At 55.7% G+C, this 21,150-nt stretch carries 26 protein-coding genes; 14 read left to right on the forward strand and 12 right to left on the reverse strand.

Annotation, left to right across the window (positions count from 1 at the left end; all coding sequences use genetic code 11):
- The first annotated feature begins 17 nt into the window (after window positions 1–17).
- The 7 genes from AFE_RS13135 to AFE_RS13165 all read left to right on the forward strand — a co-directional run bounded on the left by AFE_RS13135 (window position 18) and on the right by AFE_RS13165 (window position 6,505).
- The gene (locus AFE_RS13135) at window positions 18–374 is read left to right on the forward strand and encodes an ArsR/SmtB family transcription factor (RefSeq protein ID WP_012537435.1); all 357 of its coding nucleotides are present in this window, start codon (window positions 18–20) and stop codon (window positions 372–374) included.
- Entirely contained in the window at window positions 374–865 is a 492-nt protein-coding gene (locus tag AFE_RS13140; RefSeq protein ID WP_012537436.1) for an arsenate reductase ArsC, read from the forward strand. Before AFE_RS13135 ends, AFE_RS13140 begins: the two co-directional genes overlap by 1 nt.
- Window positions 866–1,112: 247 nt before the next feature.
- The gene (locus AFE_RS13145; RefSeq protein ID WP_012537437.1) at window positions 1,113–2,150 is read left to right on the forward strand and encodes an efflux RND transporter periplasmic adaptor subunit; all 1,038 of its coding nucleotides are present in this window, start codon (window positions 1,113–1,115) and stop codon (window positions 2,148–2,150) included.
- Window positions 2,151–2,153: 3 nt separating this feature from the next.
- Complete coding sequence (locus tag AFE_RS13150; RefSeq protein ID WP_012537438.1) at window positions 2,154–3,932, forward strand: ATP-binding cassette domain-containing protein; 1,779 nt, start codon at window positions 2,154–2,156, stop codon at window positions 3,930–3,932.
- Window positions 3,929–5,044 carry an ABC transporter permease gene (locus tag AFE_RS13155; protein ID WP_009562639.1) on the forward strand — a complete coding sequence of 372 codons (1,116 nt, stop codon included), beginning with the start codon at window positions 3,929–3,931 and terminating at the stop codon, window positions 5,042–5,044. The genes AFE_RS13150 and AFE_RS13155 overlap by 4 nt, the downstream gene beginning before the upstream one ends.
- Window positions 5,044–6,153, forward strand: coding sequence for an ABC transporter permease (locus AFE_RS13160; RefSeq protein ID WP_012537439.1), 1,110 nt, complete (start codon window positions 5,044–5,046; stop codon window positions 6,151–6,153). Before AFE_RS13155 ends, AFE_RS13160 begins: the two co-directional genes overlap by 1 nt.
- Window positions 6,154–6,193: 40 nt before the next feature.
- Window positions 6,194–6,505 carry a hypothetical protein gene (locus AFE_RS13165; RefSeq protein WP_009564528.1) on the forward strand — a complete coding sequence of 104 codons (312 nt, stop codon included), beginning with the start codon at window positions 6,194–6,196 and terminating at the stop codon, window positions 6,503–6,505.
- 11 nt (window positions 6,506–6,516) lie between these two features.
- On the opposite strand, the gene AFE_RS13170 is transcribed toward AFE_RS13165, so the two are convergent.
- Window positions 6,517–6,798, reverse strand: coding sequence for a hypothetical protein (locus AFE_RS13170; protein ID WP_012537440.1), 282 nt, complete (start codon window positions 6,796–6,798; stop codon window positions 6,517–6,519).
- Window positions 6,799–7,025: 227 nt separating this feature from the next.
- Entirely contained in the window at window positions 7,026–7,268 is a 243-nt protein-coding gene (locus AFE_RS13175; RefSeq protein WP_012537441.1) for a thioredoxin family protein, read from the reverse strand.
- Between the two features lie 79 nt (window positions 7,269–7,347).
- Here AFE_RS13175 and AFE_RS13180 point away from each other — a divergent pair, with 79 nt between their 5' ends.
- On the forward strand, window positions 7,348–7,809 hold the full coding sequence (locus AFE_RS13180) for a hemerythrin domain-containing protein (protein ID WP_009562378.1): 462 nt from the start codon (window positions 7,348–7,350) through the stop codon (window positions 7,807–7,809).
- Entirely contained in the window at window positions 7,802–8,248 is a 447-nt protein-coding gene (locus AFE_RS13185) for a glycine cleavage system protein H (protein ID WP_009562377.1), read from the forward strand. The genes AFE_RS13180 and AFE_RS13185 overlap by 8 nt, the downstream gene beginning before the upstream one ends.
- A 45-nt stretch (window positions 8,249–8,293) precedes the next feature.
- On the opposite strand, the gene AFE_RS13190 is transcribed toward AFE_RS13185, so the two are convergent.
- Window positions 8,294–8,803: a hypothetical protein gene (locus AFE_RS13190; protein ID WP_009562376.1), complete on the reverse strand. Its 510-nt coding sequence runs from the start codon at window positions 8,801–8,803 to the stop codon at window positions 8,294–8,296.
- 314 nt (window positions 8,804–9,117) lie between these two features.
- Entirely contained in the window at window positions 9,118–9,480 is a 363-nt protein-coding gene (locus AFE_RS13195; protein WP_041646595.1) for a DUF192 domain-containing protein, read from the reverse strand.
- A 730-nt stretch (window positions 9,481–10,210) separates the two neighbouring features.
- Between AFE_RS13195 and AFE_RS16245 the strand changes: the two genes are divergently transcribed.
- Genes AFE_RS16245 through AFE_RS16630 form a run of 3 tightly spaced genes read left to right on the forward strand, consistent with a single transcriptional unit; the run spans window position 10,211 to window position 11,491 of the window.
- Complete coding sequence (locus AFE_RS16245; RefSeq protein WP_148208627.1) at window positions 10,211–10,672, forward strand: hypothetical protein; 462 nt, start codon at window positions 10,211–10,213, stop codon at window positions 10,670–10,672.
- Window positions 10,669–11,085: a hypothetical protein gene (locus AFE_RS16250; RefSeq protein WP_146235846.1), complete on the forward strand. Its 417-nt coding sequence runs from the start codon at window positions 10,669–10,671 to the stop codon at window positions 11,083–11,085. The genes AFE_RS16245 and AFE_RS16250 overlap by 4 nt, the downstream gene beginning before the upstream one ends.
- A gap of 4 nt (window positions 11,086–11,089) precedes the next feature.
- Window positions 11,090–11,491, forward strand: coding sequence for a DUF6941 family protein (locus tag AFE_RS16630; RefSeq protein WP_041646608.1), 402 nt, complete (start codon window positions 11,090–11,092; stop codon window positions 11,489–11,491).
- Between the two features lie 209 nt (window positions 11,492–11,700).
- On the opposite strand, the gene AFE_RS15840 is transcribed toward AFE_RS16630, so the two are convergent.
- Window positions 11,701–12,624: a LysR family transcriptional regulator gene (locus AFE_RS15840; RefSeq protein ID WP_009562369.1), complete on the reverse strand. Its 924-nt coding sequence runs from the start codon at window positions 12,622–12,624 to the stop codon at window positions 11,701–11,703.
- 112 nt (window positions 12,625–12,736) lie between these two features.
- Here AFE_RS15840 and AFE_RS13205 point away from each other — a divergent pair, with 112 nt between their 5' ends.
- Window positions 12,737–13,360 (forward strand): DsrE/DsrF/DrsH-like family protein, encoded by a 624-nt coding sequence (locus AFE_RS13205; RefSeq protein WP_009562368.1) that lies wholly within the window; start codon window positions 12,737–12,739, stop codon window positions 13,358–13,360.
- A 756-nt stretch (window positions 13,361–14,116) separates the two neighbouring features.
- Here the strand turns inward: AFE_RS13205 and AFE_RS17015 are convergent.
- From AFE_RS17015 to AFE_RS13230, 7 genes are all read right to left on the reverse strand, one after another.
- A complete protein-coding gene (locus AFE_RS17015) occupies window positions 14,117–14,212 on the reverse strand; it encodes a hypothetical protein (RefSeq protein WP_245451231.1) in 96 nt (31 codons plus the stop codon).
- A gap of 12 nt (window positions 14,213–14,224) precedes the next feature.
- A complete protein-coding gene (locus AFE_RS13210; protein WP_012607555.1) occupies window positions 14,225–16,336 on the reverse strand; it encodes a helix-hairpin-helix domain-containing protein in 2,112 nt (703 codons plus the stop codon).
- The gene (locus AFE_RS13215) at window positions 16,333–17,097 is read right to left on the reverse strand and encodes a PP2C family serine/threonine-protein phosphatase (protein ID WP_012537446.1); all 765 of its coding nucleotides are present in this window, start codon (window positions 17,095–17,097) and stop codon (window positions 16,333–16,335) included. The genes AFE_RS13210 and AFE_RS13215 overlap by 4 nt, the downstream gene beginning before the upstream one ends.
- 6 nt (window positions 17,098–17,103) lie before the next feature.
- Window positions 17,104–17,781: a vWA domain-containing protein gene (locus AFE_RS13220; RefSeq protein WP_012537447.1), complete on the reverse strand. Its 678-nt coding sequence runs from the start codon at window positions 17,779–17,781 to the stop codon at window positions 17,104–17,106.
- A gap of 282 nt (window positions 17,782–18,063) precedes the next feature.
- Window positions 18,064–18,216 (reverse strand): integrase core domain-containing protein, encoded by a 153-nt coding sequence (locus tag AFE_RS17135; RefSeq protein WP_009566804.1) that lies wholly within the window; start codon window positions 18,214–18,216, stop codon window positions 18,064–18,066.
- Between the two features lie 6 nt (window positions 18,217–18,222).
- Entirely contained in the window at window positions 18,223–18,510 is a 288-nt protein-coding gene (locus tag AFE_RS15395; RefSeq protein WP_012537449.1) for a DDE-type integrase/transposase/recombinase, read from the reverse strand.
- Between the two features lie 362 nt (window positions 18,511–18,872).
- A complete protein-coding gene (locus tag AFE_RS13230; RefSeq protein ID WP_012537450.1) occupies window positions 18,873–19,799 on the reverse strand; it encodes a uracil-DNA glycosylase in 927 nt (308 codons plus the stop codon).
- A 166-nt stretch (window positions 19,800–19,965) separates the two neighbouring features.
- Between AFE_RS13230 and AFE_RS13235 the strand changes: the two genes are divergently transcribed.
- A complete protein-coding gene (locus AFE_RS13235) occupies window positions 19,966–21,036 on the forward strand; it encodes a linear amide C-N hydrolase (RefSeq protein ID WP_012537451.1) in 1,071 nt (356 codons plus the stop codon).
- The last annotated feature ends 114 nt before the right edge of the window (window positions 21,037–21,150 follow it).

Below are 21,150 nucleotides of genomic sequence, written 5' to 3' on the forward strand. Positions count from 1 at the left end.
TATTCGTGGATAATACGATGGAACCACTACAAGACCCTGCACAAATCGTCGCCCGCCTGGAGGCCCTGGCCTCGCCGGTGCGCCTGGAGATTTTTCGCCTGCTGGTAGAACAGGAGCCGACGGGTCTGGTATCCGGCGATATTGCCGAGCATCTGGGGCAACCGCACAACGGCATTTCCTTTCATCTGAAAAACCTCCAGCACGCCGGGCTGGTCACCGTGCAGCGCGAAGGACGCTATCAGCGTTACCGGGCAGCCATGCCCGTGGTGCGCGCGCTGGTCGCGTATCTCACAGAAAATTGCTGCCATGGTACCCGGGACTGTGCCCTATCCGGTGAAACCCGCTCTCCCTCAGTCCAGGAAGGAAACCAGTGATGAAAACCCCGGAAATCCTTTTTCTCTGCACCGGCAACTCCTGCCGTTCCATTCTCGCCGAAGTCACCTTCAATGCGCTGGCCGGGCCGGGCATGCATGCCACCAGCGCCGGCAGCCATCCTGCAGGGTACGTCCACACTCGTTCCATAAACCTGCTAGAGCGTGAGGGCTTTCGTACGGACGGTCTGCACAGCAAATCCTGGGAGGACCTGAAAGAGACCCCGGACATCGTCATCACCGTTTGCGCCGATGCGGCCGGCGAAACCTGCCCCGCCTATCTGGGGCCAGCCATCCGTACCCACTGGGGCGTGGAGGATCCGGCCAAAGTGACCGGTACGGAAGCGCAGATCGAAGCGGCTTTCGATACTGCCTACCATATCCTGCGCCACCGCATCGAAGCCTTGCTGCAGTTACCGGTGGCGGAACTGCTGGAGAAAGATCCGGCAAAACTGCGGCAGGAACTGGAGCGCATCGGCACTTTGCTGCCTTAAGCCACCCATCAAGGCGCACAGCGCATGGGTACGATGATTCTGCAAACGAACGGCTTGGTGAGCATCCCCGTCACTTAATGCGTTTCTCCTAGAGGGATCCGGCTGGCTGTGACCCAGTCGATCCCGACATCCAGACCCCCCCCCAACTCCCGGGCAGCGCGGCGCGACCGTATCTGGAATCCGTCAATATCCTGTCAATAGGGCGCGAAGCGTTCTAACATAACGCGCATAATCATCGGAGATAAATATGGCCATTTCCCCCAAAAAACGTGCTCTGGCACTGGTAGTAGTGCTTATCGTTGCTGGTGCGGTCGCCTATTATTTTCTGAGCCGCCATCACGCCCCAGAAAAAACCGTCACCATCTACGGCAATATCGACATCCGCCAGGTACAGGCGGCCTTTGACGACAACGGCCGGCTTCTCGATCTCCGGGTACAGGAGGGCGACCGGGTAAAAAAGGGACAATTGCTGGCGGATCTGGACCCCGTACGGTTTCAGGACGCCGTAGATAAAGATGCCGCAGGTATGGCCGCGCAAGAGCAGGTGCTGGCGCGCCTGCTGGCGGGTTCCCGTCCGGAAGAAATCGCCGAGGCCCGGGCCGAAGCCGCTGCCGCTCAGGCGACCCTGAGCAATGCCGAGATCACCTGGCAACGCCAGCAGGCCCTTGCCGCACGGCAATATGTGCCCAAACAGAGTCTCGACAACGCCGCCGCCGCCCTGAAAACGGCTCGCGCCAATCTGGACCGCGCCCAGCAGGCACTGACCCTGGCCATCAAGGGGCCGCGCAAAGAAGATATTGCGGCGGCGCGGCAGCAGTTACAAGCCGATAAGGCAGGTCTGTCTCTGGCGCGCCGCGAACTCACGGACACCCGTCTTTATGCGCCAGAAGACGGTGTCGTTCAGGACCGTATTCTGGAGCCGGGCGACATGGTTTCCCCGCAGACTCCAGTATTCACTTTGGCATTGGACAATCCGGTCTGGGTGCGCGCCTATCTGCCGGAAAAGGCATTGGGGCAGGTGCGGCTGGGCATGAAGGCGACGATTAGCAGTGATTCCTTCCCGGGCAAATCTTTCCCGGGCTGGGTGGGTTTCATTTCACCCACTGCGGAATTCACGCCCAAGACCGTGCAAACCACGGAGTTGCGTACGGAACTGGTGTACCGGGTGCGGGTCTATGCCTGCAATCCGCAGCATCGCCTGCGCCTGGGTATGCCCGTCACCGTTCATATTCCGCTGACAGACAATCAGCCGCAAAAGCTTTCTGCGCATCCCTGCGGAAACTGAGCCGTGGCTGAGGCGGATACCCCACTGCGTTTTACCGAGGTCAGCAAGAGCTTCGCCCGCGGCCCGGCCCGGGTGCAGGCACTGGACCGACTGGAAATTGCGCTGCAGGCAGGCACCGTCACCGGTCTGCTGGGTCCCGATGGGGCCGGCAAAACGACGTTGATGCGTCTGGCGGCGGGTCTGCTCCGGCCGGATACCGGAATAGTGACGATCCTGGGCGCAGACACCCGCAGCCAGGCCAATACCATTCAGCGCGAAATCGGCTACATGCCCCAGCGCTTCGGCCTTTATGAAGACCTCACGGTACAAGAGAATCTGGATCTCTATGCCGACCTGCAGGGACTCGGCCGGGAGGATGCCCGCACCCGCCAGCAGGACCTGCTCAAGCTGACGGCCCTGGGTCCCTTTGGTGCGCGGCGTTCCGGTGCCCTTTCGGGTGGCATGAAGCAGAAGCTCGGCCTCGCCTGTGCGCTGTTACGCGCTCCGCAATTGCTGCTGCTCGACGAACCTACCGTTGGTGTCGACCCCATCGCGCGCCGCGAGCTCTGGGATATTGTTCAGGGATTGCGGGACAAGGGCGTGACGGTCCTCATGAGTACGGCCTATTTTGATGAGGCGGAGCGCTGCGACGAGATCATCCTGCTCCATCAGGGCAAACTGCTCAAGAAAGACACCCCCAAGGCCTTCAGCGCGCCCCTGCGGGGACGCTGCTTTCTGGTGACCAACAATGCTACCAGCAAGCGGCATCTACGCGAGGCGTTACAAGCCCGTCCGGGTGTTCAGGATGCCCGCATTCTGGCGGAGGGCGTGCGGGTGCTCTGCCGGACCACTGCGCAGCCCGCTGCTACCGAGGGCGAACAATGGCAACCCGTCGATCCGGCCTTTGAAGATGCGTTTGTGGATTTGCTGGGCGCGCCGGTGGCCGCAGCAGCTACCGCGGCGACCACCACACCTGCAACTGCGACATCCACCCCACCCCAGGCATCGGCCAGCGCACAACCGGGCCAGGAATCCGCGGCGAAAACCGTCATCGAAGTACGCGATCTCTGCAAATTCTTCGGTCACTTCGAGGCCGTCAAAGGCAACACCTTCAGTGTACGGAAAGGGCAGATTTTTGGCCTGCTGGGCGCCAATGGCGCCGGCAAGACCACGACGTTCCGCATGCTCTGTGGCCTGTTACCTGCGTCCTCCGGCACCTTGCGCGTCGCCGGGGTCGACATGCGCCACGCCAGCGGCCGGGCGCGGGCACGCATTGGTTACGTATCTCAGAAATTTTCGCTCTACGGCAACCTCAGTTGCGATCAGAATCTCGCCTTTTTCTCGGCGGCTTACGGCTTACGCGGCACCCGGCGGCAGGATCGTCTGAACTGGGCGCGTCAGGAATTTCAGTTGCGCGACTACCGCGACGTAAACGCCGATGATCTACCTTTGGGTATCAAGCAGCGTCTCGCCCTGGCCTGCGCGCTGCTGCACGAACCGCCCATCCTCTTCCTCGACGAACCCACCTCCGGTGTCGATCCTCTGGCGCGCCGGGAATTCTGGCAGCGGGTCAATGCCCTTGCCGAGTCGGGTGTCACCGTAATGATCACCACCCACTTTATGGATGAAGCCGAATACTGCGACAACCTGGTGCTGATGTCCCTCGGCGAAGTTCTCGCCCAGGGCAGCCCCGAGCAGGTGCGTGCCCAGGCCAAAGATGCGGAGCATCCCGACCCCAGCATGGAAGACGCCTTCGTTCTCCTGATCCAGGCCCACGAAGGCCAGATCCGGAGGGCGTCATGAATCTGCAACGCCTGCGCGGACTGATCCGCAAGGAATTCATCCAGATCCTGCGCGACCCTTCAGCCATCGCCATCGCCTTTTTCATGCCCGTATTTCTGCTGTTTCTGTTTGGCTACGGTGTATCTCTGGATGCCAAGCACGTGCCGGTCGCCGTCGTAGTGGACCAACCGACGGCGGAAACCAGTGCCTTCGTGGGCGGCTTGCAACAGTCCCGCTATTTCGAGCCACAGATATACACCAGCATGCACAGTGCCCGGCAGGCACTGATGGCACGCAAGGCCGATGGCATCCTCTGGCTACGCTCGGACTTCAGCCGCCAGATACTACGGGGAAATACCGCCTCCATCGGTGTTCTGATCAACGGGGTAGATGCCAACAATGCGCGCATTCTGGAGGGCTATATGCAGGGCATCTGGCAGAACTGGCTGCAACAGCGCGCGTTCAACGCCGGAGCCCCGCTGATCATCCCGGTGAACGGCGAAGACCGCATCTGGTTCAATCCCGCCCTGCGCAGCCGGGACTATCTGGTGCCGGGTCTGATCGCGGTGATCATGACCCTCATTGGCGCCTTGCTGACCGCCTTGGTGGTAGCCCGTGAGTGGGAACGCGGCACCATGGAGGCCCTCATGGCCACTCCGGTCACCATGAGCGAGATTCTGCTGGGCAAACTGATTCCGTATTTTATCATGGGCATGGGCGGCATGCTGCTCTCCGTGGCACTGGCCGTCTGGCTTTTCACCGTCCCCCTGGTCGGTAGTTTCTGGGTGCTGCTCGCCTGCTCGGCGCTCTTTCTGCTGACGGCGCTGGGCATGGGGTTGCTGATTTCCAGTGTCGCCCGCAATCAGTTTGTGGCCGGGCAGATCGCCATCATCGTCACCTTTCTGCCCGCCTTTATTCTTTCGGGCTTCATCTTCGATATCCAGTCGATGCCGGCGGCCATCCGCATCATCACCCATATTGTCGCCGCCCGCTATTTCGTGAGTATCCTGCAGACCATCTTCCTCGCCGGGGACGTCTGGCCCATCATTCTCTGGAACAGTCTGGCGCTGCTGCTGATGGCGGCGTTTTTCCTCGGCGTCACCTTGCGTCGTTCACACAAGAGGCTGGACTGATGCCGGCACGGATCTGGGCGTTGGTCATCAAGGAGTTCCTCGCGCTCTTGCGGGACAAGAAAAGCCGTTTCGTGCTCATCGGCCCACCCCTCATCCAGTTACTGGTCTTCGGCTATGCCGCCACCTTTGACCTGAGCCATATCCCCTATGCCGTCTACAACCAGGATACCGGATTCGCCTCCCGGGAACTGCTGGGGGATTTTCAAGGCTCTCCGGCTTTTCAGCAGGTGGCGACCATTGAAAACGAGGGGCAGATAGCCCCGCTCATCGATAATGAAAAGGCCTTGCTCGTCTTGCAGATCGGCCCCCACTTCACTCGCGACCTGCTGCTGCATCGGCCGGCTCCCGTGCAGGTGATCATTAATGGCCGCAACTCCAACACGGCCACTTTGGCCCTGAATTACGTCAATACGGTGCTGCTGTCCTTCGATACCCATTGGGCCGCGGACCATCATTGGGGCCGGCCGCCGGCGCAACTGGTGGTCCGTTCCTGGTTCAATCCCAATCTGCTGTCCCGCTGGTTTATTGTGCCGGGCATTGTGGCCCTGCTCATGCTGGTGGTAACGCTCCTGGTGACCGGCCTGTCGGTGGCGCGCGAGCGGGAGCAAGGAACCTTTGATCAGCTCCTAGTGACTCCCATGGGTCCGGTGGAGATCCTGGTAGGAAAAGCCCTGCCGGGTTTCATCATCGGCGGCATGGAGGGATTGCTCATCGCTCTGGTGGCGGTATTCTGGTTTCAGGTGCCTTTTGTGGGCAGCATACTCGCGCTACTGGTGGGTATGGCCCTGTTCCTGCTGGCGGCGGTAGGCATCGGCCTGATGATCTCCTCACTGGCAGTGACCCAGCAGCAAGGACTGCTGGGCGTGTTCCTCTTTCTGGTACCCGCCATTATCCTCTCGGGATTCGCCACCCCTATCGCCAATATGCCGGAACTGGTGCAGGATCTGACCTATATCAACCCCATGCGCTATTTTCTGGTGGTCGTGCGCGGGGTGTTTCTGGAGGGGGACAATATGCCCATGCTCTGGTCGCAATACTGGCCCCTGGCGCTTATCGCGATTTTCTCCATGAGTGCCGCCGCCTGGCTCTTCCGGCACAGGATGCAATGATGCGCCCGCTCTCTCAACACGCTTCCCAGAGGAATTGAAAATGCTGCGTATCCTGTTGATCGAGTGTTTGTTCAGCGCACTGCTCGGCGCAGTCATTTTTCGTCTGGCTTACGCCTTCCTGCAAAAACGCTGCTGCGCCTGGGCGGTTGCACTACTGACCGCCTTGCTGCTGGGGATCGGCGTCAGCGGTGTGCTGCATCCCTACCTGGTGAGGAGTCTGGCGGAAGCATCGAACAGGTGGATCCCGCCTCCGTGGTTTTCGCAACTCTCCCGGTCTCTCTGCTATCTCGTCGGAGCCTGGCTGGCCGATCATGTCGTACGCAGACGGGAGCGTCTCCAGCCCCGCCCTTAGGTCACCGTTCCTCAGAGCGTTTTCGTGGAACGTGCCATGGCTGCGGTGATTTCTTCGGGACTCAGGTCTCCCGCAATATGGATCTGGGTGCCGTTCTCTCCCTGAACCACCTCCATACCCGTCACCTTGGCTTTGGTTTCAGTGCTCATGCAGTCGCATTGACCGGTCTGGCAGTTTTCCACGATGGCAAAGACCTTTTTGGCCTCTACCGAGTTGTCGACGTGTACGGCTACACCCTCGGCCGTTTTTTGCACGGTGCTGACATCCTTGATGGTGCGATCACAGCAGGACATGGTAATGCTCCTTTTCGGTTAAAGAAATGCTGAGCGTATTCAGGGCCAAGGTATCCCGAGCCAATACCGGGTTTACCCTGCTCCATCCTTCAGATTAAATAATGCTTGTACAATATACGTACTTTCATTGATTCATTGCAATAGCGCCCTTCATGGAGCAATGTCACTTTCTCATCGTCGGGGCCTTCACTGCGATCAACGCCCTCGGTGCCCCGCTTCCAAGCGCGTCAGGCGCCGAGCAATTTCAAAACGTCACCTAACGGCTGGACGCCCACGGCTTTCAAAGTGCCATCCACCACCACCGCCGGGACGGTTTTGATGCGCAGTCGGCTGACGACCTCGCGACCATCCCGTTCAGCGACATCCAGAATCTGCAGGTCCATGGGTAATTTTTGTGCGGCTTCTGCCCAGATTTTTTCTGCCTGTGGGCAGGTGGGGCACCATTTCGACACCAACAGTTGCACTTTCATTTCCGACCTCTCTGGCGACATTGGGCTATGATGAGCCTTGTAACCGCTTTACCCGTTCCGCACTCAAAAGGAGAGCACCGTGAGTAGCATAGATCAGATCATGCAACACGACCATGAACGGCTGGATGCGCTTCTGGAAGCCTGCGCTACCGCCGTGCAAGAAAGTCGATGGCAAGATGCTGCAGGGCTGTTGGAACAGTTTCGTCGCGGCATCGTGGAGAGACATATGTTCGTGGAGGAAACGATGCTGTTTCCCGCATTCGAAGCGCTGGAGGGCGACGGCGAGCATTCCCTGACGGCCCTGCTGCGCAAAGGGCATCAGGACCTGCGGGTGTTCTTTCAAGAGATGGCCGAGGCCATAGAGGCGCGGGATGCCGAGGAGTTCAACGACTTCCTGAGCACGGTGCAGACCATTCTCAAGCAGCATGACGCCAGGGAGGAGGCGGAACTCTATCCCCATCTGGCGGACGCCATGCCGGATCACGGCGCCGCCGCAGCGCAGCGCATGGCGGATGGACAAAGGGAGAAAGGGCATGAGTGAGTTTCAAGGCTGTCAGTTGCCGGAAGACCTCCATTATGATCTGGACTATGTCTGGGCACGTCCCGAAGAGGATGGCACCTTCACCATCGGCGTCACCGATCCGGCCCAGACGATGTCGGGGCGCTTGCAAAAGGCCCGCATCAAAAAGGTGGGCACCCACCTGGAGGCCGGTCGACACGTGGCCACCCTGGAGAGCGGCAAATGGGCCGGCGGCGTGCCGGTGCCTTTTGCCGGGTCGGTGGTAGCGCGCAACGACACATTGCTGGAAAATCCCCATCTCATCAACATCGACCCCTACGGCGATGCCTGGATCGCACGGGTGCGGCCTGATGATCCGGCCACGGCCCTGGAGCGCCTCCATACCGGGCCGGATGCCGTCGCGGCGCTCCAGGCCTGGATCAAGCGCTACGACGTGCAATGCATGCGCTGTTCCGACTAAGGCGACAGCGCGCGGAAGCTTACGAACCGGCTGCCCGGAATTGGCTCATGGAGACACGCCGTTGCGGCGCCGACGCGGCCAATGATCGATGATACTGAACGCCAGATGCAGTACCCACAACAACAACAGAAAAGCGGCCAGGGTGCGGTGCCAGGGCAAAAGATCTCCCGCTCCCCGCCACAGCAAAATACCCAGGATCACGGTGACACTCGCCAGGAGCAGAAAGATCCCCGCCACGGCGGCGTCCAACCCCTCGCGCAGGGGAGTGCCATCGCGCCCCAAATTGCGCCACTGGCGAGCGACCCGCCGCCGTGTCGTCGCCGAAAATAGAAAGATCCGCGCCGCACTCCGCCGACCCACGCCATAGCCAAGGAGCCAGGACCATTCACCGGCGAGGAAAAGCGCGGCAACCAGACCATCGATGATGTGGAAGGGCAGAAGCCAGATCCAGCCCAAGGCCAGGAGCAAACCCGAGACGAGTTGCAGCGTCACCGTCAACACCACGCCGAGGAGCAGGAATAAGGCCCAGGTCGGCCGACGCTCATCCCTCGCCATTGCGCTAGATCCCGCCCGCGCGGCGCCCGGCGTCATACAGAAAACTTTCGGCCGCGGGGAGCGCATCGGCACGCAGGCACTGGTGTAAGACGACATACATGGCACAGGTCCCCAATCAAGCTAACGTCCATGCATTATTGGACAATTTTTACAGCCATTCCTTGATCTTGAGCAAGGAAAAGGCACCTCGCGGTCCCCGGTGTCCAGCGACCGTCTTCACGGGCACGGTACAGGTCCGCACAGAATACCAGAAAGGCCCTCCGATCCGGGGAACCACGGAATCCCGTTGCAGTCCTCTGGCCTATTCAAATCAGTCAAGGCCGCAATGATGCAGCCCGCCACGTAAGACACTGTCCCGAAGCCACCCCATGACGTTCCATGCCGCCCGCCGCCACCTCCAGCGTCATGCGGGCGCCCCGGCAGGATTTGAACCGCCATGGCCTGACACGCGAATGGCACGCCAATACCTTGAGGTCGGCATCCAGGAAAATGATATCGATGGGGAAACGCATACCTGCGGTGTGTACACTCCCGCAAGCAGTCAGCAACAACCCCTGCTGATCAGAGAGCCCGGCCTTGCCCAGCAAACCCTGCAAACGGTCGAGAAAACCGTCCGCCATCTGCGCCTCAGACCAGAGTACCTGATCCTCCCGACAAACCACGCCTCGTTGTGTCAAAAGCCGCCTTCCTGAAGAAACTTCATGTAGATGATACGCGTTCCAAAGTTGGACGGGAATGACTGCACACACTGCCCTGCCGCCGTTCATCTCTGAAGGACAGCGGCAGACTGGAAGCAGACGTTGAGTTGGATTACTCTTCGACGAGGATGATGGGTGGTGCTCAGGGCCAGCCTGCAGGGCGGGTCAAGACTGATTGCTGACATTGGATTGTCCAGATACCTGCTCTCCAGGTTTTTAGGAACCGATCCAGTAGTGGGTGATTTGGTCTGCTGATATAAACTATGATTTCCAGGAGCTGGCATATATGCATCAAGCTTTGTAGGACAAGCATGACGAAGTACTGGAGAGGCGCATGATGGTTCACGTCGACCCCGAGACGGACACCGATCTGCGTATCAGTGAACAACCTGTAGCAGAAAGCGACGAGCACGGCCTCTGGCGTGATTCTGGACTGTGGTAGCGGTAGCAACATTGAGTATATAATCGTTTATGCCTGTATGCGTTCTACGCATCACAACGGATACAGCAGCGACAGAATAATCCATAAGGCCTATAAATCTGTTCAGTGCCGCGTCGGGCATAAAGACGAGGATGCCAATGATTCATAAAGTTGCGTTACTGAACGTTCGACTCAGTGAACGCTCTGCATGTAAGCAACTGTTCGACCAAGCTCTTATTGCCTCAGTGTTAAGCTATATCTATGATTTTATAAAATAGGATTGCAGTCATGACAACACGAATAAGGCTTGAGACGTCATTAAGGCGGGGTATTGATAACTTGCAGGGCTTACCATTAATCAAATCAGATATTTATTCATTATCAATCATAACACAAAGCCATCCAAATGCTAGGCTTCGCACAAAACCAACAACGAGATATAACTGTCATGGGATGGTATTTGCGTCACGAAGAACGCAGGTTTTTAAATCCACAGACATAAGAAATATTATCGCAGATGATGGTTATGTTAGAATACAAAATGCGAGAGACGCAATTCCTGGTGACATTGTTTTGTATGTTGATGGTAGCGGTGACGTTAATCATTCGGGGATTGTTTTAGAAAGCGGTCAAAATCTTATTGCACCTATCGTTCTTAGTAAGTGGGGGCTTCATGGTGAATTTATACATGCTGTTCACGATGTTCCAAGCTACGGACCTAATTACGAATACTATAGGTGCAACCCATGATTAAAATAAGAAGACGCCAAATAGTTGAGGTTATTTCCATATACGCGATTTCAAATACGCCATCATTTTTATATAATAATTTACTGAAATGTTCGGCCGTAACAGAAATGATTACCCGAGAAAGCAGGTCTGAGATGATCGCGTATTATAACAAAATAACGTCTAAAGCAAAGCAAAATTTGATGACCATCGCATTAAGCTATGCTGTAATTACTGCTATATTATTTAGTGACGACACTTCTGGAAGCGTCAAAGATGTTGACTTGGGTATACTAGAATTTGGAGAATACATAAAAGAATGCGCAAAGTCCAAGCCATCAAATTCTACTATTTCAATGAATGCAGTTAACAGCACATTTAAGTATGATAATACTGGTTTTGGAAATATAATTATTCCTGAAAGGAGGACGTAAAATTATGATACGCGCTAAATATTCTTTAGTGGCAGAAGGTGCATGCATAGACGGTCAGACTGGACAATGCAGTATATTTAGTGTTCTCGATGATATTAACGCTGTCGCATTCCCAACCTTCATAGCAAAGGTTTGTTTTATATGTTTGTGGGAAAGAGATGATGTCGACACGGATGTAAAGGATGGTGAATTTATCATAAATGTCGGAGATCATGAGTTTATGAGAAATAAAATAAAAATTGAGTTTAATGGCAGAACAATGAACAGAAGTATATATCGTGTTAATGGTATAATTATAACAGAGCCTGGGATTGTCAAATTTATGGTAAAAATAGACAACGATGTATCTTGCGAATACTCGATGAACGTTAACCTTGCGAGAACTTCATCTGTTGATGATGTATAAAACGAAGACATTTGAACACTTTTGGTCTCGATCCGACTGGTCGGAGTGCTTATTTACTCGTCCATCTTTCTATGCCTAATAAATAATCACGATCACAGCGTTATGAGCGGAAATCGTCAGTCCCTGGACGGCAGCTTTCGCTGCACAGTCGACATTTGGTCCTTTGCGGGTGGCATCTGTCATGAATGATTTTCCATACGATAAAGCATCTAGCTTTCATTCCTGGTATCCCAGTATGGCACCTCACCGAATGTTTCAACCAGAAGCTCGATAAATACCCTTACCTTTGATGGCAAATGGCGGCGACTTGGATATACTACTTTTACATCAAACGAATACGGCACATAATCCCTCAATAAAGCTATCATTCTTCCAGATAAAATATCCCTCCATATATCCCAGGTAGGGCGAAGTGCAATACCGATGTCCGCCAAGATAGCCTCTCGCAAGGCGTCGCAATTATTTGTTTCGAAGTTACCGGATACCCTCACGGAATGTTGCTTCCCAAACTTGTCACTAAATCTCCATAGGTTTGAGGTGGTAGAATGAGCGAAGAGTAAGGCGTTATGTTTTATTAGATCGTCAGGCTGCTCAGGTGCACCATATTTTGCTATATATGAAGGTGTTGCAACGACTAAGCGTTTGTCAACACATAGATTCCTGGCTACGAGGTTAGAATCTTTCATTTCCCCTATGCGGACTGCTACATCATACCGTTCCTCAATAATATCTACGACATTATCCGATAGATGTAGGCAAAGATGCAGGTCGGGATGTCGGCGCAAAAACACTGGGACTAAAGGTGCAATATGTAATCTTCCAAATGCGGCAGGAACAGTTACACGAAGGGTGCCCTTTGGTTGGCGACTTCCAACAGTTATCAATGACTCAGCTTCTTCAAGGTCAGATAGCACACGAATACAATAATCGTAATACTCTGCCCCCTCGTCAGTCAGCCCTACCTTCCTTGTCGAACGATTGAACAGCCGGACTGATAACTGGTCTTCAAGGCGCTGTAATCGCTTGCTAACAACCGCAGCAGAAAAGCCTAACTCTCTGCCTGCAGTAGAAAAATTTCCGGCCTTTGCTGCATGTACAAAGATTGTTAGATCAGAAATGTTTTCAACGAGCATATTATTAACCTCACGGAGAAAGTGATTCAACAAGCCAATGCATTATCGATTCTTAGGAAACAATATATGATTCATATTCAACTTACAAGCCAGAACTTATGAGGATAAATTAATGGCACAACTAGATGAACGCTTGAATGGCTCTGACACTATTACGATATCAAAGGAAACCTTTGATCAATGGTTTAATGAAAAATTCACGATGGCCATGGATGATCGAGAGGCATCCCGCACACGCTCAATGGTGGTTATCGCAACAAAAGGGACTATGGATTGGGCATATCCGCCATTCATTCTCGCCACCACCGCCGCAGCAATGGGGTGGGACGTCACTATATTCTTTAGCTTCTATGGATTGGAGTTGCTTAGAAAAAAGCTATCTATTGGCATAACGCCAATAGGGAACCCAGCTATGCCCATGAAAATGGCGAGCGGGCCAGCATGGTTTCGTGATATAAAATGGAATATTCCGAACGCTATAATGGGCAACATGCCTGGTTTCGAAGCGATGACCAGGGCGATGTTTGAAGAGACTCTAAAGAAAAAAGGTGTGGCAACCATTGCAGAGTTGCGCGCCCTGGCTATTGAGGCGGATGTCCACATTGTCGCCTGCCAAATGACCGTTGATCTTTTTGGCTATAAACGGCATGAGTTCATTGATGAAATAAATGAGTGGGGCGGTGCTGCAACGATGTTGCCGATGGCTGCTGTGGCGGATATCTGTTTATTTATATAACTCTAGAATCTGATATGGTGAAGCCGAATTATTGGTCGATCGTTTTAGCGTGCCTTGCTAGCAGAAATGAATCTTCTGCATCACGGATGCCAAGATCATCAGATTTCTTCGATCGCTCCCGTCGAAAGTTGAACGGCAGGTTACGCTGCGACCCGGTCATTCGCATCCGCAGGTCGGGCATGATTAACCACTAGGCAGAGAATTTGATCACCGTGCCACGACCGCTTGTTCAACCCTGTTCTGCACAGAACGGCATATATTGAGAATGTTTCCAGTCAATCACTTTTTGCACACTACAGGCATTTCTCCCTTCACCACTACCTCATGGTTGCTAGTCAACCTCTTTTTGCATACAGCAGAATTTTCACAGGGTAGTATCAATCGTATTGGGATGTTATCAGAAGAGTGTGGTTTATAAGAGAACGGAACGCAAGAAAAAGCTGGCCAAACGATGCTAAACGCCGCGTGTTCCCTCTGCCCATCTTTCGGGTCACAAGGACCGCTACAAGATCAAGCTGCGGGGTGTCGGGTATCGGCTGGTTTTATGAAGTCAAAGACGCTGACATTTTGATCGTGGTCGTCGCGGTAGGTCAGCGCTAGCGTAATGAGGTCTATAAAAGGGCAGACGCCCGCAGTGTCACTTAGTTGCCTGTCTATCATGCACAAGATGCCACTGGCGCGGCTCGCCGCGCAAAGCTGGCAAAGCGGGGTAGAAGGGCCGGAGGCATCCCTTCGACGCGGAGGATGGTCTTCGCCCTAGATTGGCCGGGTTCCCGTGCAGCTTGGATAGCGTGAACAACCCCAAAATGGCCTGCCTGCGCGGGAGCCTCTGCGGGCGGTCCGTCGCACCATCCGGCTACCGCATTATGGGCAAGTGACCGCATGCGGTTGGGTCGGAGAGGGAGTAGCCTGCGTCCCGGCGATGGATGTCGCTCCGAAGTTTGTTGGCCGCCCGCCGCGCTGAAATGTTGAAACCGGGAGCACCGGCAGCGGCGTAACATTGGGTCGGGAGGGCACCGGAACCCCTAGGTGCGACAGGTCTGCTTCCGCTTGGGCGAGTTGCTGGGCTAGCCGAGTCAATTCAGGATCGTGGCTTGTTTTCCATCGTTCAAAGCCCTGCGCTTCCTGACGAAACTCACCGACCAACCTCTTGAGGCGCTCCTCAAGACCCTGCTGCTTCGTGATGATTTCATTCTGCGCTTTCTGGATATCGCGCTGATCTTCTGGCGTATAGGCGCTCTGAAATTGGAATTTGGCCTCCGCACGCCGAATCCATGCAGCGATGTTGGAAGCCTTGACCGGGCCGATGCCGCGGACCTGCTGCACGTCGCGCCGCCTTGCGTCGAACGCAGTAGTGAAACCGTAGGACGCGAGTTGGGCAATATCACCAGAACTAACCTTGGGGATGCGCGCGCGCCGGATAGGAAATTGTGAGAGGTGATCGTCTAGCTGCTTCTGCCGCCTGTGTTTCTCATACTCGCTTCGGATGTTTCTGAAGGCCGATGCGAGTTGCTTGAACTCGTCAATGGCATCCAGCGCCTCCGCCTTCTTCCGCAACACTTGCTCAATGGGACTTGTACGTTGAAGCTGCTCAATATGCGATGATACGGCATTGGTGGCTTTTCGATGTTCTGCCAGCAAACCATCTGCCGGGGAGGATGAGCGGAACATAAGCCAGCCGCCGAAACCGGCGATGCCCAGAGCGATAAGAACGGGGACATCGGATGCGAACGCATAGGCTGCGCCGAACATGATGCCGACCCCGGCAATTCTGGAGAGCGGGGCGAACCTCTTTTTTGACCGAGCTTCGCTTGCCCCCCGACTTGGCTTGGGCGTGCCCGGCACCTGAGGGATGGGGATGGATATGGAGGACGGGATGGCGACGCCGTTGATCGCAGAGAGGAGCGCAGGAATGTCCAAGACAAGCCCTGCCGCCAGGTCCAGACGACCATTCGGGACGTGGACGTTGGTGAGGTCCGTATCCAGAAACAGGGGGCGGCCATATTCGTTTTCCATCCGGCACCACGGACATTCCTTGGCGTTCCGGGCATAGCGATGGAGTTTATTGCGGCTGCAAACCCGCAAGGCGGATTCCAGTTCGCCAAGAGCTTCAACCCATGCTGGCGCGGACGGGCGTTTCCCGACATGGCTGGGAGAGAAGGCCAACTCAAAATAGCTGGCGATCTTCGGGGTAAAGTCATCAAGCCGAACGGTGCCAGGAGGCGGAATCATGCCAGTGTTTCGGGAGGAATAGGCGAAGCGGTATTCCAAGATGGCCTTTTCCAGCGGCATGTCCCCATGGCCCGTAAATCGGCCAGAAAACGGATGCCGGTCCATGCAAAGTAGCTGGAATAGGCACACAGCCAGCCCGAAAGCATCGTGGTCAGTGGTACGAACGATGGTTTTCAGGGATTTCCCCTGCAATTCGGGAGGCGTGTATTCGGGAACGCCGACGACGCACAGATAGCGTTGCGCGCCGTCGCTAACCTGAAAGCTGTCGGCGTCGATCAGCGCAACGGTAGCAGTTGGGGATACGAGAATCCCACGCTGATTAATGTCGCCAACCACGCAGCCCGTGGCATGGACTTGTGCGAACACGCGGGCGATATTTAGCGCGACGCGCACAATGAAGGCATAATCTGCTTTGGGGAAATGCTTTTGCCGTGACGACGGAGTTTGAAGCTCGTGGATTTCCTTGTGCTTCTCGACAAGGCGCATTACGAATCCGACAAAGGTTCCACGCCCGTCAACGGCGATCTGGTGGGGAAAGGCGACGAGAGGCGCGTTGTCGGCAAGTCGTGTGCTGACCATTGCGCGAATTTTCTTTTCGCGTTCTGCGACGATGCCGGGCAGATAGGTCTTCACCGCAAAACCCGGCATATTGCTGATGGCGAACACCTCTCCTTCGCCGCCTTTGCCGATGCGCTTTTCAATGTGCAGTTCGTGGCTACCTACGAACAGCTTGGCGGTCTTCATTTCAGTACCGCGACAATCAAGGTCTTGTCGTCGTCCGTCCGTTCATTGAGGCGGTCGCTGGCAAGGAAGGAGGCAAGGCTTCGGCTCAACGCGCAATCCCTGCCGGTGGCGGTCGAGGTGTCCAGCGGTTTTGCCATCGGTGTGAAAAATGCGGCTGACGCTGCACCGGTAACGCTGTCGAGGACAAGGTTTTCGATACCGTCAGAAAAGACCGCGATGGCATTGAACTGGTTGGGACACCTGCCGATGCGCAAGGTTGGCTGCGGGTCATCCGTAACGAAATAGGTAGTCGATGCGTATTCGCCGTGATGCGGTTTGCTAAGGACCCTCCAAAGGGCATTGTCCCTGTCGCGGACGACGATTGCGCCGTCGCCTATGTGCGCCGTGACGACGGCCTCCGGCGACGCCATGAACAGAACCAGCGTTGTGGCGAAATCTCTCGAGGTCAGTTCACGCTTCTTCGCGGCCCGTTGTATTCGGTCACGGGCAATATCCAGCCATGTCCAGATCGTTTCGTCATCCGGCAGCTCCGCTGCGTCGCGCAACGCGCTTCGGGCTTGGCTGGCAAGAGTGCGGCATATGATGGATGCGCCCTGTCCGCCGAAGTTGGCCGATCCCGCCCCGTCGGCAACCACGGCGAAAAGCACCCGCCGACCGTCGGTACCGCTGGCAACAAAGCAATGCTTGGCGTCCTGAAGTCTGGTCCCGGTGCGAATGTGTGACAGACCGACCACGGACGCGGCCGCGTAACACCACTCCATAAAGAGTTATCCGGCGGTTGCCCAACCATCCGGCGCGATGGGGTTCTCAAGCGGAACCTGATCGCCCGGATTGGACCGGGACATTGCGCCCAGCGAGTTGGAAAGCCATTGGAAGAACTCCTTGAACTGGAGTCCCTTGAGCTTGAGGGGCTGGCGGACGGAGATTTGCGCGAGGGTTTCGAGGTTCGCGCCTTCCACGCCGATTGCATAGAACATAAAGGCTTTTGACGTTTCGCCTTCCCGTATTTGTTGGGCTGCGTTTCTCCAGTCGTCGGTCGGTGCGCCATCGGTAATGAGGAAGACCCACGGACGATAGAAGCTGACGCCGTTGGCGCGGTAGCGGTCCTTGCGCTCACGCAGCATACGCAAAGCGGTTTCGATAGCTTCGCCCATGGGCGTGTTGCCCTGTGTGGACAAATGCGGCGGAAAGAAATTGGTGGCGCTGGTAAAAACCATTTCCGTGTTGACAGGGCCGAAGGTCACGATGGCAAATTCAACACGTTTGGCGGCAAGACTATCGCTCTGGATTTCCTCTTGCAGATGGCGCAACCCCTCGTTCAACTGGTCAATGGGTGCGCCCAACATTGATGCAGAAACGTCAAGAAGTAGGATACACGGGCATCGCGCCTGCGGGTTGTCGAGAAATTCTGCATCGCCGAACGGTTGTTGCTCAAAGTTAGTCATGTACCCCCCGCAAATAGGTTTCGCCCGTGCCAAGCTTGACACACAATACAACTTCCGGGCAGAGGAAAAAACCCGTTGTCTTACACTGTCTCGGTGATTCTTGACGATTGATAGGAAGCCGGGGAGATCCGGTGCAGGTGGAGCCTAGGAGCCTAGGAGCCTATCGGATTATTCATGTAACTCTTGGATTTATTTAATATCGAGGTGGCCCCTGTGAGTTGGGCAGCCTGAAAGGGGGAATAATCTCTGGACGATAGAATTTGCAGGTCAGGCTGCCTGCCGTTAAATGCCTGCAGCATAGACGGCATCCGGGGTCCTGTCACCCAAGGCGGAATCGGGGCGTTGAGCGTTGTACCAAGTGAAATAGGCCTTGAGGCCGCACCTGAACGCCATGCCGTTGTCCGCCGGGTTCAGGTAGATGTGCTCGTACTTCACCGTCCGCTAGGCCCGTTTCACCAAGACGTTGTCCAGGGCCCTTCCTTTGCCGTCCATGCTGATCCGAATCCCATGCCCCTTGAGCTTCCCGAGAAAGGCCTCGGAGGTGAACTGGGCGCCCTGATCGGTGTTGAAGATCTCCGGCAGACCGTAACGGTGCAACGCGTCCTGCAGCGCCTCTAGGCAAAAACCCATATCCAGGCTATTGGAGACCCGCGGGACAGGACGCGGCGCAAGTACCAGTGTCACGGGCCGGCAATATGGCGCCACCGAAGGTCGGCGTAATGGCGCCATTTCAAAGTGCCTAAATCGGGGTCTCAAACAGGCCTAAGCTTGGGCCATTTTGGGGCGCTTCGCAACGTCCTTTCTGGGGGGCTCCAGTAGAGGCATCCCGTCTGATGGACCTGATAGCCCTCGCCTGGCGTCGCCACCCCTGCAGCGTCACAGCGAGGACAGGCTCTTCCCAAAATGGGCCGCGCCACCAACCACACCAAGAATCCGGACGTCTGCTTACGCTGCATACCGTCCATTCACCCAACTATATGGCCTCTAATTTTAGTGGCTGTGGCCTATGGTGGACCCATAGAAGCCCCCAGACAGTTAGGAATATGGCCATTCCAGACCCCAGACGGACCTAACAACGAGACAATGATCCGTTATTTCTGCAACTCCGCAAACACCCCCAACGCCCGCTTCAGATCCTCCCAGACCTTGCGCTTGTCGATGGGGTTACGCAACAGATAGGCGGGGTGGTAGGTGACAATCAGGGGAATGCCTTGGAAGTGCTGGGTGGTGCCACGCAGTTGGCTGAGCGGCGTATTCACCTGAAGCAAGCCCTGCGCAGCAAAGCGTCCCAGGGCAACGATCACACGCGGCTGTAAAAGCGCGATCTGGCGCTGCAGATAGGGCGTGCAGGCATGCACTTCCGGACCCAGCGGATCACGGTTGTTGGGGGGGCGGCATTTGAGGATATTGGCAATGTAGGCGTCTTTGTCGCGACTCAGGCCCATGGCCTGGAGCATGTTGTCGAGGAGTTGACCGGCACGACCCACAAAGGCTTCGCCGCGGCGGTCTTCTTCCGCGCCCGGCGCCTCGCCGACAAAGAGCCAGGACCCGTGCGGGTTGCCCGCACCGAATACGGCATGTTTGCGGGTTTGGCCCAAGGGGCAGGCCTGACAGGTACTGACCATGTTACTGAGGTCACGCCAGTCCAGGGTGGCGATGCGGGCGGTGCGATGCGCCTCCACCGCAGTGACGCTGGCCTGATCAGCAGGTACCGGCGGCGGTGTGCCGCTGACCGGAATGGGGGCGGTCCCTGAGGATGGGAGTGCCGTGCCTGGTGCTACGCTACCTGCTACCGGGGGCTGTTCTTCGACGGGGGGCGGGCGCGGCACGGACGTCTCCACAAGGGGCGTCGGAACAAACTCCGACGCTGATGGCGCAGGTACAGATCGGTTCGCTGCGGCATCAGCGGCGGTTGCCGTCGTTTTGGCCTGCGCCAGCTCCGGCGGCGGATCGCCGGGCACGGGCATGCGCAAAAGTTGCAGGAACTGGCGCTGTTTGTCGCTGAGGATGTCGGGCATGGGTCTATGCTAAAGGTCCGGCCCATCGGTGGCAATCATTCTGCCAACGAGAAGGGACCGAGGGAGGAAACACCAATACCCACAGTTCTATCCGGCTGAAAAACAAATTATTATGGAAATCTAGTATATGATGTCATATGTTAGTGAACTGCATAGGAGAATGACCATGAGAATAAGCCTGCAGAGGGTCGTCTTTGGTGTAGCCGCCACACTGCTCTCGACCGTCACTGCTGCAGATGCCTGCACCCGCGTCGTATACCACGGCAATGACGGGCTGGTGATCACCGGTCGAACCATGGACTGGAAGGAACCCATGCATTCACGTTTGTGGATTTTCCCTCGAGGCCTGTCCTATGATGGGGGAGCTGGTCCCAACTCCATCCGCTGGACCTCTAAATACGGAAGTGTCGTGGTGACATCAATGGACTCTGCCGTGAGCGACGGCATGAACCAGAAAGGACTGGTTGCCAATATGCTCTGGTTAGCCGGTAGCAAGTATCCGGATGACTGTGGTAATGAGCCACGTCTGAGCTTGGCCGCCTGGGCACAATATTTTCTGGATAATTTTGCCACGGTCAAGGAAGCAGTTGCGGCGTTTAAGTCTCATCCATTTTGCGTTGTTTCAGACCGCATGCCGGGAAGCAATCGTTATACAACGCTACATCTATCCTTATCTGACGCACAGGGTAATAGCGCTATTTTTGAATATATCAATGGCAAGGTCGTCATTCATGAAGGTCGCGATTACCAGGTTATGACTAATGACCCAGAATATTCTGAACAATTGGCTATTCAGAAATACTGGAGCCAGATTGGCGGAACCACATTCTTGCCAGGGACCAATCGTCCTGCCGATCGCTTCGCCAGAGCAGCCTTTTATATTCACGCCATTCCCAAAACTGCCCATCAATTGCAAGGTGTGGCAGAAGTCATGAGTGTTTTGAACAATATTTCCGTACCCATAGGCATTTCGACACCAGATCAGCCGCACATTTCTTCTACCCGATGGCGCGTAGTGGCGGACCAGACGGGGTTGCGCTACTATTACAATTCTGTTACTAGCATGAGTACTTTCTGGGTGGATCTGAATAAAGCAGACCTGAAAAAAGGAGCTCCTATCCTACAATTACCGATGGGAAATAGCCAGGTTTATTCAGGAGATGTGACGGCAGATTTTAAGCCGGCCCCTCACCACTTTGAGTTTGCCACAGTACCACAAGAAAAATCGGACCAATAGATATTCAAGTAGATCATTTCTGCCTTATCCAACGGCTGACCGCGTGGGTGATTCTTATGAGTGTCTTGGAAAAACCTTTTCGGCGCTGGTTAGGATAGAATAAACCCCAATCCT

The organism is Acidithiobacillus ferrooxidans ATCC 23270, from assembly GCF_000021485.1.
GTDB lineage: Bacteria > Pseudomonadota > Gammaproteobacteria > Acidithiobacillales > Acidithiobacillaceae > Acidithiobacillus > Acidithiobacillus ferrooxidans.